Annotated in this window: 13 protein-coding genes; 7 read left to right on the top strand and 6 right to left on the bottom strand. The window is 44.6% G+C overall.

Features of this window, described 5'->3' with window-relative positions:
• From IH879_09100 to IH879_09080, 5 genes are all read right to left on the bottom strand, one after another.
• The coding region (locus tag IH879_09100) for a PQQ-binding-like beta-propeller repeat protein (GenBank protein ID MCH7675097.1) at positions 1-567 on the bottom strand (567 nt) is incomplete at its 3' end.
• A gap of 141 nt (positions 568-708) precedes the next feature.
• The gene (locus IH879_09095; GenBank protein ID MCH7675096.1) at positions 709-1,392 is read right to left on the bottom strand and encodes a hypothetical protein; all 684 of its coding nucleotides are present in this window, start codon (positions 1,390-1,392) and stop codon (positions 709-711) included.
• Between the two features lie 549 nt (positions 1,393-1,941).
• A complete protein-coding gene (locus IH879_09090) occupies positions 1,942-2,373 on the bottom strand; it encodes a PIN domain-containing protein (protein MCH7675095.1) in 432 nt (143 codons plus the stop codon).
• On the bottom strand, positions 2,374-2,718 hold the full coding sequence (locus IH879_09085) for a hypothetical protein (protein MCH7675094.1): 345 nt from the start codon (positions 2,716-2,718) through the stop codon (positions 2,374-2,376). It lies immediately after the preceding gene.
• Between the two features lie 42 nt (positions 2,719-2,760).
• Positions 2,761-3,123, bottom strand: coding sequence for a hypothetical protein (locus tag IH879_09080; protein ID MCH7675093.1), 363 nt, complete (start codon positions 3,121-3,123; stop codon positions 2,761-2,763).
• Between the two features lie 405 nt (positions 3,124-3,528).
• Here IH879_09080 and IH879_09075 point away from each other — a divergent pair, with 405 nt between their 5' ends.
• Positions 3,529-4,464 carry a hypothetical protein gene (locus tag IH879_09075; protein MCH7675092.1) on the top strand — a complete coding sequence of 312 codons (936 nt, stop codon included), beginning with the start codon at positions 3,529-3,531 and terminating at the stop codon, positions 4,462-4,464.
• A 220-nt stretch (positions 4,465-4,684) separates the two neighbouring features.
• Complete coding sequence (locus IH879_09070) at positions 4,685-6,655, top strand: acetoacetate--CoA ligase (protein ID MCH7675091.1); 1,971 nt, start codon at positions 4,685-4,687, stop codon at positions 6,653-6,655.
• 100 nt (positions 6,656-6,755) lie between these two features.
• Here the strand turns inward: IH879_09070 and IH879_09065 are convergent, their stop codons facing one another.
• On the bottom strand, positions 6,756-9,512 hold the full coding sequence (locus IH879_09065) for a TonB-dependent receptor (protein ID MCH7675090.1): 2,757 nt from the start codon (positions 9,510-9,512) through the stop codon (positions 6,756-6,758).
• Positions 9,513-9,897: 385 nt separating this feature from the next.
• On the opposite strand from IH879_09065, the gene IH879_09060 reads away from it, so the two are divergent.
• The 5 genes from IH879_09060 to IH879_09040 all read left to right on the top strand — a co-directional run.
• Positions 9,898-11,001 carry a tryptophan 2,3-dioxygenase gene (locus tag IH879_09060; GenBank protein ID MCH7675089.1) on the top strand — a complete coding sequence of 368 codons (1,104 nt, stop codon included), beginning with the start codon at positions 9,898-9,900 and terminating at the stop codon, positions 10,999-11,001.
• Positions 10,998-11,786, top strand: coding sequence for an SDR family oxidoreductase (locus tag IH879_09055; protein ID MCH7675088.1), 789 nt, complete (start codon positions 10,998-11,000; stop codon positions 11,784-11,786). The genes IH879_09060 and IH879_09055 overlap by 4 nt, the downstream gene beginning before the upstream one ends.
• 107 nt (positions 11,787-11,893) lie before the next feature.
• Entirely contained in the window at positions 11,894-13,336 is a 1,443-nt protein-coding gene (locus IH879_09050; GenBank protein ID MCH7675087.1) for an aldehyde dehydrogenase, read from the top strand.
• 253 nt (positions 13,337-13,589) lie between these two features.
• A complete protein-coding gene (locus IH879_09045) occupies positions 13,590-14,000 on the top strand; it encodes a RidA family protein (protein ID MCH7675086.1) in 411 nt (136 codons plus the stop codon).
• Between the two features lie 519 nt (positions 14,001-14,519).
• Positions 14,520-14,778: FAD-dependent oxidoreductase (locus tag IH879_09040; protein MCH7675085.1), on the top strand; the 259-nt coding region annotated here is incomplete at its 3' end.

Genomic DNA, 14,778 nt, shown 5'->3' with positions numbered 1-14,778 from the left:
CTGCATGTCATAGCAATACAAGCTACGTGAGCCAAAGTATACATAGACATGCTCACCATCCGTGACCGGTGAATTGGAGGCCCAGGTGGAAGTACCATGCGTGCCCTGGTGCGGCATCTCCTCACGGGCTGTCTTCTGCCAACGGATTTTGCCATCTGAGCGGTTGATAGACAGAATCTCAAATTTATAAACAAACGAGGTTGAAACCCGCGGAGGACCGCCTCTGCGCCTGCCTCGACCGCGAGGCCGTTGACCCCGGGGCCGGGTTTGCATTTCAGCTTGCGGCTTTGGGTCCCCTTTTTTATCGGTTTCAATAGCGGTTAATATAAAAATTTGCTCATCCCATATGATTGGAGTCGCGTGTCCTTTTCCCGGGATTTCAATTTTCCATTTTAAATTCTTGCTTTCACTCCATTCTACCGGAGGATTGCCATAAGGCGCGACGCCGTTTGCGAGTGGACCTCGCCACTGCGGCCAATTTTTGGCGTATTCCGCCGGCGGTTCCGCCCCTTGAAGCAAAAGCGGGCCTAACACGAAAATCGATAAAACCAAAAAACCTTTTCTCATTTGATATCCTCCCTAATTTGTGCTTGTTGTGACTGGATTCCGGCTATATTTATCAAACCAGTGATGCAAGTACAACTGTGTTCTGATAACGTCGCAAATCAGCCGCGCACGCTTTTTGCGTCGGCACGAGAATTAGCTTTGTTAGGTGCCGGCAACTCCATATAGATTGGCACGCCCCCGTTTGCCTATTAACTCGATCACTCTCGCTTTATGTAGACAATAGGCCATCTTCTGCGCTAATTGTATCCTAACGCCCATCGCATCTACCAAGTCTCTTGTGGTAAATGATTCTCCTATCTTTTCAGGAAGGAGCGCCTGCACATCTCCTGCTTTCCAAAACAACCTTCGATCAACTACTCTAAGCAAACGACGCTCCTCGATGACCCACCCTCTCCTACGCCATTTTCCCTTCCCCTCATACCGCCTCACCTCTTCTTCGTTTATCAGCAATACTTCGAGTGAGAAGTTGGGATTCAAAAGCAGATGTGGGAAGCTCACCATTTCCCGGAACAGTTCCTCCACCCGCCCTCTCTTTGGCGACTTACGGCGAGTTACTCCACCACTGTTATCCTTTGCTTGCTTGACGATCCATTTCTCTTGAGCTATCGGGTAGATCAATCGTATCTGATGGGCACGTACCAGTTCTCTCAGCTTCGACTTAATGGATGCGAAATTGCCTGTCTGGATTTCCAGTAATAGATCATCTCGAACGATATCGATCACAAATCCATCAACCGGTACTTCAAACTGATCTCCCGGCTTTGCGTACCACTCCTTCAACGATGCATGAAGCGGCTTTTCATTTAGCAAACCAATGCCTGACATTTCAATCTCAGATTTCGTGTTGGCCTAACAAGTAATTCTTCAGTTTTTTGATATCTTGAAAAATGTAATGATCTCCGACCATTTATTTATCTTTTAACAGTATAAGCTGTAATTTGTAATGATATCTGTCTTTGTGCAACTGAATATCATCCATAGGAAACTGGATACCTCTCAACTTGCCTCAACCTAATTAGAATTAGAAAAAAAGTCAACAATATCACATAAAAAATAAAGAATAATTGCTATTGGATAATTTCTTCCTAATCATACGCCTGGCAGCCGCGATGAGCGCTTGATCGATTTTGGCTTCCGGCCCTCGTTCATGCGCAGGAACCCGATCTCTGCAGAAGGGATAACGGTTGTCACGGAAGAGGAGAGTTCGGAAGTCGAGTCTGTGGTGGAGACGCCGGTTCCGCCTGAATGAACGATTTTTGACGGCTGAACAGGAAGCCCGCCAGGCCAATAGATCCAAAGGGCGGCGGCTCCTTCCCTTCAAAGACGATTGGAGAAAAATAAGCCAGAATAGAAATGACACCTAAAATACGCCCTTTATTTTCGAGTTTTTGCGTACTCATAAAACGAGTCGAATCCCTTTCTTTCTAATTTTGCTTTTAGCTTTTTGTCTCCTGTTAGTAAGAGGCCGTCAAGCTCGAAGGTAAGAGCAACAAACGGGGTGTCGGTTTCGTCAATGTCTTTGCACAACTGATAGGCTTTCTGCCAATTTGGCTTTTCAATTAAGTTCTCTTTGAACAGATTCAGATTTTTGAGTAAGATGTGAAAGACTTTTGTAAGTTCGTCCTCCTGGAGCTTGCTGAATTTGATAATTCTCTCTTTGTTATTAAAAAGTTCGATGATGCTCATTTCACAAATATAGAATTGGTGCTTCTTTGTTAATAGTAGTTCGAGGAAGGGAGACTTTCGGTTTAGTAGTGATGAAATTATGATGTTCGTATCTACAACAATCGGTTTTTCTGTTTTCAACTACTCCTCTAATACATTTTTCTTGAGTTTATCCCAAACTTTCCGATTTATTTCCTTTGCTATCTTGTCAGCATATTCTGACTCGTCCGTGTCTTTTGGTCTTGCTTCACTGATAACGTTGAATCCATAACTTGATAAAGTATCCAATATGCTGGTGTATTCATAACGACCCCAATAGGGACTAATTGCATCTATTCCCTGAGCCTGTATGATGCCACCATGTAGATAAAATAAGTATTTTTCAGATTTCTTGACTTTTTTTGGAATGGAGGTGCTTATCGTCTGTCCAATAGTATTTGAAATACCCATTAAGAAAAAAAATATAAAAACAATCAACGATTTCATTTTCTGCTCCTTACCTTCTAGCCAGCCAGTTTTTGGTTCATTCTACTCATACCGCAAACTGTCCACCGGATTCGCCAGCGCCGCCCGGATCGCCTGCGTGCTCACCGTCAGCAGCGCAATCACCAGCGCCAGCCCACCGGCCAGCGCAAACACCCACCACGAAACCTCGATGCGATAGACGAAATTTTGCAGCCATTTGTTCATGGCAAACCATGCCACCGGCCAGGCGATGAGGTTCGCCACCAGCACGAGTTTGATGAAATTTTTTGACAGCAGCGCGGTGACATTCGCCACTGTACCCCCGAGCACTTTTCGCACGCCGATTTCTTTTGTGCGACGGTCCGTAGCAAAGGCAGCCAGACCCAATAGCCCCAGGCTGCAAGCTACTACTAATTTAATTAACAAAAATTATTCATGGGTGTCAGAAAAAATATTTAGATTTTTAAAGTATTATGGTGTTGCAATATTCTGGGCAACATTAGCCATTAGGTCTTCCCTCCAGCATTCAATGTTACCCAAACTTCATGCCTTTATTTTTTTTCCTCATCCTCATTAAAACCGCTATCTCCGATACTTATTATCAAAACCAAATTTACAACCTTACTTTCAACAAGAACAAAGCTGATTCTAAATACACTCATATTTTACTTTGAGAGTTTTTTGACTTCAACCAATTCTCTCTATTTAGAGATTATTACATATTTTTCACCATTTTTTGCAATTGGGGTATCATTAAAAAAATGTTACTTCCGATATATAAAAATAAGTCCGGTTATATGTATTAAGGTTTTCTAACTTTGGAGAGCACCCATGAGAGCAACATTCCCATTCCTCGCAACAGCACTTTTAGTTTCAAATTTGTTCGCCGCCCCCCCTCCCTCAAAAAACTCAACACCGCCAACTACACCCTTTGAAGCGATTGGGGAAGGCCCAAGATTTTACATTGATTATTCTAATTTTCAAGGAGTTGACAATCTAACTTATACAGAATTCTATATTCAAATTAATTATAGTGACTTACAATTCATAAAGTACAGAAAACGGTTCCAGAGTGGCTATGACATGGAATTATCAATTGTAGATGAAAACAATAATGTCGTCGAAACGTACACAAATCGCGACGTTTTTGATGTTAAAACTTTTGATGAAACCAAGTCGACCGAAAAAGCCAGGCTTTCGATGGTTGCATTTACTTTCGAGCCGGGCACATATTCAATCAAAGTCCAGGTGACAGATCGCGAAACTCAAAAGACTTCCGCAGTTGAGGAAGTGTTCAACGCTCAGGATTTTAAAGAAAACAAACTCCACCTGAGTGACATTCAATTCAGCCAAAAAATTGAACTTTGTAGTGATGACCGGTCATTTGTAAAAAACAAACGCTATGTCGAACCATGTGCTGTTCCCATCTTTGCAAATGGCTCGGCTGACATTCACTTATATTTTGAAATTTACAACCTCACATATCAACCAGAAAAATTGAATTATAATTATACAGCTTACTTTTCGATTTTCAACAAAGAGACCGAGAAGATTAAGAAATTTCAGCGAGTCCATAAGATACCCGGCACGACCGCGGCTCACAGCGTTAGGCTTAATGTCGACCAATTCCTGGGTGGAGAATACGATCTAACTATTCGAATTCTTGATGAAGCAACCGGTCAAATTGTCGAAGCGACAAAGAGTTTTACTGTGCTGAATCGTTCTATTGCATCTTTAGATTTGCAAGATACATTTCAAAGAAACTAAATACTTAGGCTTCATTAGTGATTTGGGGATAAGGCTCAAAAAAGGGTCTTATCCTCGAATCCCTCCTTTATAAACCTCCTACCCTCCTGAACAAATCTCCAGTTAGACACCGACAATTCTTCTCGTTATCAATTGGTATTTTCTTGACATTAAAACACCCCTTTTGTAAAATCTTTTTCCAACCTTTATTCAAGGATCTTAAACAGAAAGGACTTTTTAAATGTCCAAAATTCTCTGGAAACCTTCATTAGATTTTATTAAGTCCACAAACATGACCACGTTCACGGATTGGTTAAGTAACAAAACGGGAACAACCTTCCCAAGTTATGATTTACTTCATCAATGGAGCATTGACAATCTAGAGGATTTCTGGGAATCGTTTGCTGAATTTACCGACATCAAAGTCAGTCAAGATCACACACATGTGCTGGATACACACAAAATGCCGGGAGCAAAGTGGTTTTCCGGCATGCGCTTGAATTTTTCTGAAAATATTTTCGCCCGAAACTTTAAAGGAACAGCGATACTTTATTGCGTCGAAAATGACTCCTTTCGCGATGAAATCACTTTTGACGAGCTGAGAAAATTAGTTGCCCGATGTGCAAGAGGTCTCAAAGAAGCCGGCATCAGCACAGGAGACAAAGTAGCCGGCTACATTGCAAATGTCCCTGAGGCAATCGTGGCTTGCCTGGCATGTGCAAGTATCGGCGCCGTCTGGAGCAGCGCTTCACCGGATTTCGGCTTAAATGCAATTTGCGATCGCTTTCAACAAGTCAAACCAAAATTAATTTTTACAACTACCCATTATCAATACAGCGGCAAAATCTTTCGGACAGACAATGTCGTTAAGCAACTGAAAGCTAAAATCCCCTCTATCCAAACCATTGTTTCGATTCCTTACCCGGTTGGAGAGGCAAACTTACTTGGAGATAAGTCGTGGCAAGAGTTTCTTGGTGCGGAAGATGATCCGGAATTAGAATTTGCCCAGCTCCCCTTCGATCACCCGCTCTATATTTTATTTTCATCAGGAACAACCGGTGCTCCAAAATGCATTGTTCACGGCGCTGGAGGAACTCTCATCCAACATCGTAAAGAATTACAGCTTCATTCTAATCTTACGGTTAAGGACAGTTTACTCTTTTTCACGACTTGCGGCTGGATGATGTGGAACTGGCAGCTTTCAGCTTTATCACTGGGTACCAAGATCTGTCTTTATGACGGCAACCCGGGATACCCCGATTTAACTGCTATCTGGCAGTTTGTAAATGAAAAAAAAATCTCCCACTTCGGAACAAGCGGCCGTTTTATTGAAAGCTGTATGAAGAGTCGGCCCAAAATTCAGCCGCGTCAGCTTGGCGAGTTGCCAGCGCTTTCCACAATTCTGTACACGGGTTCGCCCCTCTCCAAAAATGGATTTCGCTGGATTTATGACAGGGTAAAACAAGATGTTCATTTGGCTGGAATTTCAGGAGGCACGGATATTGTCTCTTGTTTTATTTTAGGAAATCCAAATTTGCCGGTTTTCCCGGGCGAGATTCAGTGCAAAGGTTTGGGAGTAGACCTGGCTGCTTTAAACGAAAATGGCGAATCTGTTTTTGGCCAGCCGGGGGAGCTGGTCTGCCGCCAATCGATGCCCTCAATGCCGATTTATTTTTTGAACGATCCCGATGGCGCTAAATATAAAAGTGCCTATTTCGATGTCTACCCTGGACTCTGGCGCCACGGCGATTATGTCGAATTCACCCAAAACGGCGGCGTCATCGTTCATGGGCGCAGCGATGCTACTTTAAACCCGGGGGGTGTACGAATCGGCAGCGCCGAGATTTACTCTGCGCTCGATCATTTTTCACAAATCAGCGGCGCTGTTGTGGTTGGCTGGACACCGTCCGGCGAGGTTGATGAAGTTGTAACCTTGTTTGTGGTTCTGCAGACCGGTAAAACTCTTAATGATGAATTAGAGAAAAAAATTCGGCAAGTTATTCGGAAAGAAGAGTCACCAAGACATGTCCCGAAGCATATTTTTCAAATTTCAGGCGTGCCGGTCACTAGAAGCGGCAAGACTGTTGAGCTAAGTGTCAAAGCAGTGTTAGCCGGTAAAGACGTGAAGAACCGCACCGCCCTGGCAAACCCGGAGGTTTTGGAAGAGATTGAAAAGATTCGAGAGACCTTGTCCGGTTTTTACTCCGCCTAGTATCCTCACAAGATTTTATTTTTCCAAACTTCACAAACAAAAAGCCCCTACCCGAATTCTTTTGGGTAGGGGCTTTCTTTTTTGTTAAAAGTGGTGTAGTCTACAGATTGAGAGAAATTTTCCCGTAGTAAAAACCACCGTTCATGCCAAACTGCGTGACTCTTCTGCTATAGATGAATCTTTCGTTGCTTCGATTATCACCCACTGTACGCCCCTTCTCATGCTCATCCGGGAAAGTATCGAAAACATTATTGGCGCCGATGGTGAATGTTGCGCCGCTAATCAGTTCCAAAGAAAGGTCAACATCAAAGAGCACTTTGGCGTCAAATGTTTCATCGTTATCAGAATTCGTTGGCTTGTATTCAACACTACCAAAGTATGAAGCACGCGTTCCAATGCTAAATCGACCTTGTGAATACCTGGCTCCGAGGCTTCCCTTGGTTCTTGGCAGGGCATCTTCGAGCCGGTTCCGTTCTTCACGATTGAATAACGTACTCGTTACGTCCTCGCCGGTACCAGCCAAATCCGCCAATCCACTCGGCACGTTAATAGCTGTAACTTCGGTGTCGGTGAAATTGGCTGCCAGATTGACGTCCAATTTGCCTTCTCCCATTGTGGTGAAGAACGCTGCGACGATGTCCAGACCCTTCGTTTCTGTGTCAACAGCATTGGAGAAGAACTGTGCCTGACTCACACCTGCATCCTTAAATGGCTCCAAAATTGAAGCAAATGCTGGGTTGCCGTCGGTAAATCTACTTGTTAGCACAATTCTGTCGTCAATCGTAATGAAATAAGCATCGGCTGTGATTGAAAACTTGGGATGGGGTCTGGCGGTAAATCCTCCGCTGAAGTTGACCGAGGTTTCTTCTTTAAGTGCAGCAATGCCAAATGCTTTGGTCACTGAACTTTTATTGTTAGCGGTCAACACCTGGTTTGGCACTATTTCGCCGCTAACCGGATCGATCAGGAATTGCGTACTTACGTTGTTGAACCAGGCTTGATGCAGCGATGGTGCACGAAAGCCGTTACTTATTGCACCACGAAGGGCAAAATTTTCGGCGACTTCAAAACGCGCGGCTATCTTACCGTTCCAGGTAGAACCGAAATCATTGTAGTTTTCATAACGTCCACCTACATCAACGAGGAATTGGTCGCTGAGTTCAGTTTCAAGTCCAACATAAACAGCGATACTATTTCTGTACCGATCCACCTCATTTGCTGGCTGAAATCCAGGAAAAACTTGTGATCCCGGGGCTTTTGGTGAACCGGACGAAGTGGTATCGAAATCCACACCTGGTCTATCGCCGCCGTTTCCCAACATCCAGGATGCGGCATCGCCGGCCTCTATCTGGTAGTTATCTATTCTGAATTCACCACCAAACGCAAAAGTAAGAGCATTGATTGAGCCGTTTGTGTCTATGGGCCGCACGACATCCAGGTTTCCGGAAGTTTGGTTAAAACTGAGCCTGCCTGCATCAAATGTCAGAGGACTGGCTGTGCCCTGAGAAGCGTTGTTGGTGTTTTCGATATTGAATTGAAAGCTGTTTCCACCGTGAGTTACGCTCAAGTCAATATCCCAACCGTGGCGGTTTCCACGCAATCCAGCCGTGAAAGATCTGTCAACGATTTCCGTATAAATTTCGGGCAGGAACCCAAATTCAAAAAGTTCAGGAACAACTCTTGCTTCTGAATTAGGCAACCTGAAAAATCCAGTCGCCTTGCCTTTCCGATGTGATATTCCACCGGATCCATAAAGCTCGGCATCGTCTGACAATTGATAGGCCGAATTAAAAAATGCCATGCCTACCGTTGATTTTGCTTGCCCGGTTTTCATAGAGAAATCGTCCCGGGTCATGCCGATTCTACTAAGTTCCGCATCTGTGGCTGCTTCTCCGGAGATGCCGGGAAAGATATCGCGAGTCCATGTACCTGAACGATTTGTCCGGCCTCTGTCATAAAAAACACCTGTAACGTTGAAAAAGCCTCTGTCACCGATACTGAAGCCATAATTGGCGTCGAGCGAAATCTGATCGCCATCGCCCTCGCCGGTCGTTCCGGCCATGCTGTTCACCTCGATGCTTTGGGTTTGTTCTTTTAAGACAATGTTGATGACACCAGCAATAGCGTCCGAGCCATATTGAGCAGCAGCACCATCGCGCAAAACCTCAATTCGCTTGATGGCTGCCTTAGGAATCGAATTCAAGTCGACCCCGACACTACCTCTACCGAAAGTTCCATTAACATGCACCAAAGCAGACTGGTGGCGACGTTTGCCGTTAACCAAGACCAAAACTTGATCCGGACCTAAACCACGCAAACTTGCCGGGTTGATATGGTCAGTGCCATCTCCGATAGTCTGATGAGATGCGTTGAAAGAAGGAGCGAGGTAGGTCAATACTTGGTTAATTTCCAATGCCGGAGATCGGTGTATTTCGGCAGCCGAGATCACATCTATCGGAACAGGGGTTTCAACCGCTGTGCGGGCTTGACGAGACCCTACCACGACCAGACTTTCACCAAATTGAACCGGACTTTCAGCAAGATCAAAATCAACATCCACGGTTTCTCCTGCAACGATCTGGACTTCCTTTTCAACCGAACCGTAACCAATGAACGTTGCTCGGATCGTATAACTACCGGGCTGAATATTGAGAATATAAACGCCGTTTACATTGGTACTTGACCCTCTCAAAGTGCCAATCACAGTGACATTTGCACCCGGCAAAGGCTCTGCAGATTCAGAAGTCACGATCTTACCGGTAATTGTGCCACGCTCTTGCGAAAAGAGCTGGGCTGTACAACAAAACACGCAAAGCAGTAAAACTGAGGCTAATGTTTTGGTTTTTCTTCCAATCATTTTGACCTCCAAAGTTAGTGAGTAAATAAGATTACTTTCCTTCAATTTATAAAACCACTTTAGAATCTAGCAAGTAGTGGACATCACCTCCTTTTGCCACCTCCTGTGCTTTATTTAGATTTGTGTTACCCCGTAAGTTTGTTTTTTGAGAGAAGACACACTTCATTGAAGAGTAAGCTCCATATGGGGTCGTCTCATTTTGATTTTACCACTCTAAAAGAAAGGATAGAAGTTCGTAAAAAATTGGCAAAAATGTAGCAATTATTATGGCAACTGTCAATAAAAAGTTATAATTAGTATAAAAGCAAATGGAAAGGTCTATTTAAAAATGACTTGACTTTTTTCTTTAATTTTAATAGGATGAATCAACATAAGGAAAGTATCAATGAAAAAAGCTATCCCTCCCCTTTATTATTCCGATTACTTAAAACTTGACCAAATTCTAAACAGTCAACATCCGAAGAGCCAAGAATACGGCGAGAAACTCGCTCACGATGAAGTTTTGTTCATCATTATTCACCAGGCTTATGAACTCTGGTTTAAGCAAATCCTGCACGAGCTCGATTCGGTCATTGAAATTTTTAAAGGCGATTATGTCAATGAAAAAGACGTTGGAACTGCAGTTGCCAGGCTCAGGCGCATTACCGAAATTCAAAAACTTCTTGTGGATCAAATAAGAATCCTCGAGACCATGACGCCGTTAGACTTTCTTGAGTTTCGTGATTATTTAGTACCGGCCTCTGGATTCCAGAGTTATCAATTCCGGCTCATCGAGAATAAACTGGGACTTAATCCTGACCAGCGTAAACTGTTTGAGAAAGGCGCATATTACTCTCGCTTATCTCCCGAGCACCAGGAACTTGTCATAAATTCCGAAAGCGCCCCGACACTTTTTAACCTCGTTGAAATCTGGCTCGAACGCACACCATTCGTGGATTTTAAAGGCTTTAACTTCTGGAAGAGTTACCAATCTGCCGTAGAAAACGCACTGAGAAAAGATAAAGAGATAATTGAAAACAATCCCACGCTTTCTGACGAAGTAAGGGCACAAGAGTTAACCGAATTTGAAAAAACCGCAAAGAGTTCTACAGCGATTTTCGATGAAAAAAAACATAATGACCTGGTGCAAAAAGGTTTTCGCCGGCTTTCTTACCAGGCAACTCAAGCGGCGCTCTTAATTAACTTATACCGCGACGAGCCGATACTGCATCTGCCTTTCAGCTTTTTGACCACCCTGATTGATATTGACGAGCTTCTCACAACCTGGCGCTACCGGCACGCCCTGATGGTGCAGCGCATGTTAGGCACCAAAATTGGCACGGGTGGATCTTCCGGCCACCAGTATCTAAAAGTCACAACTGAAAGCCACAAGATTTTTTCGGATCTAACAAATATCTCAACATTTTTGATCCCAAGATCGCAATTACCTGAATTACCAACCGAATTAAGAAAAACGCTTGGGTTTAGTTATACGAAAAGTGAGTCATGAAAATCGATCTAACTGGAAAACGCGCAGTCGTTTGTGGCAGCACACAAGGAATCGGTAAAGCGGTTGCTGTTGAGCTGGCAAATTTGGGAGCGAGCATTTGCCTCGTTGCCAGAAACAAGGATGCCCTGCGCCAGGTCAAAAAAGAGCTCAATAACTCTTCCGGTCAAAGTCACGATTTGATCGCAATTGATTTTATTGATGTTGACAGGCTTGAAGAAAAAATTCAAGATTACATTTCTAAAAATCCACCCGTTCATATTCTAGTAAATAATACCGGCGGCCCCGCCTCCGGTCCTGCTCTTAAAGCTGAAATAGAAGAGTTCGTTCAGGCATTTTCAAATCATTTGCTCTGCAACCAGGTTTTAGCCAAAGCGCTGGCTCCCGGGATGAAGGAAGAACGCTATGGCCGGATTATCAATATCATCTCCACTTCCGTCAAACAACCCATCAAAGGGTTGGGCGTCTCCAACACAATCCGCGGTGCAGTGGCAAACTGGTCAAAAACTTTAGCTGAGGAATTGGGGCGGTTTGGAATTACTGTGAACAACGTGTTGCCCGGAGCCACCCGGACGAATAGATTGGCTTCTTTAATTCAAACAAGCGCACAAAAGTCAGGTTCGACTACTGAAGAAGTGGCCAAAAGAATGAAGGCAGCAATTCCAGCACGGCGTTTTGCAGAGCCCGAGGAGATGGCTCACGCCGTCGCATTTTTGGCTTCTCCCTTGGCAGGATATATAAACGGCATCAACCTGCCGGTGGATGGGGGTAGGACGTTGAGCTTGTAAAAAGTGTTATTGTATTAAAGTGTTCATGTGTTAAAATTTTCCGTTAAGCTCCAATTACCTCAAAGAATCTAATAAATTACTCGAAAACTCAAACATTTTATCAACAATTGGACAAAATTAGCAACTATATCAACGGCGAACTCAACACTCCGATTTCGGGGGACTACATTGACAACACCAATCCGGCGACCGGTGAGGTCTACTCTCACATTCCCGATTCGGATGAAAGGGACGTCAATTTAGCTGTTGCAGCTGCAGAGAAAGCGTTTGTTAAATGGTCGGTAACTCCTGCTGAGCAACGCGCGAAAATCATGATGCGAATCGCCGACCTGATTGAGAAAAATCTCGATAAGCTGGCGATGGCAGAATCAGTTGACAACGGTAAACCTGTGGCTTTGGCCAAAAGTGTGGACATTCCCCGTGCCGCCAGCAACTTTCGTTTTTTTGCGACCGCGATTATGCAGTTTGCCAGCGAATCCCACATCATGGAACAAAGCGCCATTAATTACACCATCCGAAATCCAATTGGTGTAGCCGGCTGCATTTCGCCATGGAATTTACCGCTGTATTTGTTTAGCTGGAAAATTACTCCGGCTTTGGCGACAGGAAATTGTGTGGTTGCCAAGCCCTCGGAAGTCACGCCAATGACGGCCTATTTGCTTGCCGAGCTTTGTATTGAAGCCGGACTGCCGCCGGGGGTTTTGAATATTGTGCACGGTTATGGTCACAAAGTAGGCGCTGCAATTTCGGAGCATCCTCAGATTCCGATTATCACATTTACCGGTAGTACAAAAACCGGCGCGAATATTTCGCAAAAGGCCTCCCCCCTGTTCAAAAAACTGCATCTTGAAATGGGAGGTAAAAACCCAAACATTATTTTTGCGGATTGCAATTATGACGATATGCTGGAGACAACCCTGCGATCGTCGTTTGCGAATCAAGGGCAAATTTGTTTATGCGGCTCACGCATTTTTATTGAACGACCCCTTTATGATAAATTCAAAAATGACTTCGTTGAGCGTTCCAAAGAACTAAAAGTCGGTGATCCACAATCCGAAGACACCAATTTAGGAGCAGTCGTTTCTCAGCCGCACATGGAAAAAATCTTGAGTTACATGGAGCTCGCACAAAAAGAAGGCGGCACGATTTTATGCGGCGGCAAGCGTGTAAACCTGAATGGCAGATGCGAAAATGGTTGGTTCGTCGAGCCGACGGTAATTGAAAATTTGCCGTATGATTGCCGAACCAATCAGGAGGAAATATTCGGGCCGATGGTGACACTCATGCCTTTCGATTCTGAAGAGGACGTTTTGATGCAAGCCAATAGCACGCAATACGGCCTCGCCGCAACCATTTGGACGGAAAATTTAACCCGGGCTCACCGAGTTGCGAACTTGCTGCAGTCCGGGATCATCTGGATAAATTGCTGGATGCTGCGTGATTTGCGCACGCCTTTCGGTGGCATGAAAAACTCAGGGCTCGGCCGTGAAGGTGGTTTGGAGGCGTTGCGATTTTTTACTGAACCGAAAAATGTTTGTGTGAAGTTGTGATTCAGGAGAGAATAGAAAGTTTATACCCGGCAGATAAGATCATGCTCGAGAGAATTCGCAAAATGAGCATAGCGGAGAGATTCACGATTACTCGTCGTCTTACGGCTCGATTCATGAAAAGGACTAGAACAGAAATAGAGCGGCAAAATCCAGATCGACCTAAACATGACCTCGATCTCATTTTCGTTGAGAGGCTATACGGGAAGAAACTCGCAGGCCAGCTTAAAGAATACTTTGAAAGAATAGAATTCAGATGAGTGAAAATTTCGAATCAAAAGCACCCGAACCCGTCGGTGCGTATCCACATGCCCGAAAAGTTGGCAACTTACTTTTTCTCTCGGGAGTGGGGCCGCGTGAACGCGGAACCAACAAAATCCCGGGAGTGGAATTGGGCGAAAATGGCAACGTGATTGCTTACGACATCGAAGCGCAATGCCACTCGGTTTTTAAAAATATCAAAACGATTTTGGAAGAAGCGGGGTCAAGTTGGGATAAGCTCGTGGATGTGACGGTTTTTTTAACGAACATGAAAGATGATTTCAAAACCTATAATCGTATTTACGCCGAGTATTTTAAAGACAATCAACCGTGCCGGACGACGGTTGAGATCAATTGTTTACCAACACCGATTGCGATTGAGTTAAAGTGTATCGCGACGATTTAAAACTTTTAGAAGCGATATTCAAGGGTTCTCAGATGTCATTCTGAGCACAAACTCCCGGAAACGATGTCTCAATGCGATCGTTTCTGTGCGAAGAATCTCGCAACTCGGCAAGAGATTCTTCGCGCCCTAACCAATTATTTAAAGTGTAGCATCCGGGATTTCGCGCTCAGAATGACGACTCTGGTTTTTTTGGCAGGCACTAATTTAACTAAGTTGCCAAAATTGTGTTGTCAAATTTCTCACCACGACAAAAACGTCGTGATTCGAAATGACAAGGATTTTTGCGGAGGGCGACCCCGCAGGTTAGCCGACGAAGGAGGCGACTCTAAATAATGCGCGTAGCGCCACCAATCGAGGAGGCGCACAAGCCCGCGCAGGATCCCTCGCCCCGTTGGATAGTTAAGCGGAGATAATTTTTGTCAAAAGTGGTACTTATCCCACGGGGCGAGACCCGTTTTTCAGGGCGAGGAGCCGGAGCGGCTCTAAAAAAAATACCAACATAAAACGGAGGGAATCTTCATGAAAAAATTCGATGCAATCATAATTGGTACGGGACAGGCGGGACCGTCGCTTTCAGCCAGGTTGGCCGGTGAGGGGATGAAAGTTGCTGTAATCGAGCGCAAGCTGTTCCACGGCACCTGTGTTAATACCGGTTGTGTGCCAACGAAAACTTTAGTAGCCAGTGCCCGTGCGGCGTACGTGGCCAGGCGCGCTGCAGATTTTGGCGTGATGATCGACGGCCCCATTAAGATAGACATGAAGAAAGTCAAAGACCGCA

This window comes from candidate division KSB1 bacterium (assembly GCA_022562085.1).
Lineage (GTDB): Bacteria > Zhuqueibacterota > Zhuqueibacteria > Oceanimicrobiales > Oceanimicrobiaceae > Oceanimicrobium.
The sequence above is the reverse complement of the archived record's forward strand: the minus strand, read 5'-3'. Positions and strand labels throughout refer to the sequence as shown.

Bases quoted from the DNA above. Each gene is read 5' to 3' on its own strand.
- IH879_09045 (MCH7675086.1), top strand. From the start codon at position 13,590: ATGAGTGAAAATTTCGAATCAAAAGCACCCGAACCCGTCGGTGCGTAT.
- IH879_09095 (MCH7675096.1), bottom strand. From the start codon at position 1,392: ATGTCAGGCATTGGTTTGCTAAATGAAAAGCCGCTTCATGCATCGTTG.
- IH879_09055 (MCH7675088.1), top strand. From the start codon at position 10,998: ATGAAAATCGATCTAACTGGAAAACGCGCAGTCGTTTGTGGCAGCACA.
- IH879_09085 (MCH7675094.1), bottom strand. From the start codon at position 2,718: ATGAAATCGTTGATTGTTTTTATATTTTTTTTCTTAATGGGTATTTCA.
- IH879_09070 (MCH7675091.1), top strand. From the start codon at position 4,685: ATGTCCAAAATTCTCTGGAAACCTTCATTAGATTTTATTAAGTCCACA.
- IH879_09060 (MCH7675089.1), top strand. From the start codon at position 9,898: ATGAAAAAAGCTATCCCTCCCCTTTATTATTCCGATTACTTAAAACTT.
- IH879_09075 (MCH7675092.1), top strand. From the start codon at position 3,529: ATGAGAGCAACATTCCCATTCCTCGCAACAGCACTTTTAGTTTCAAAT.
- IH879_09065 (MCH7675090.1), bottom strand. From the start codon at position 9,512: ATGATTGGAAGAAAAACCAAAACATTAGCCTCAGTTTTACTGCTTTGC.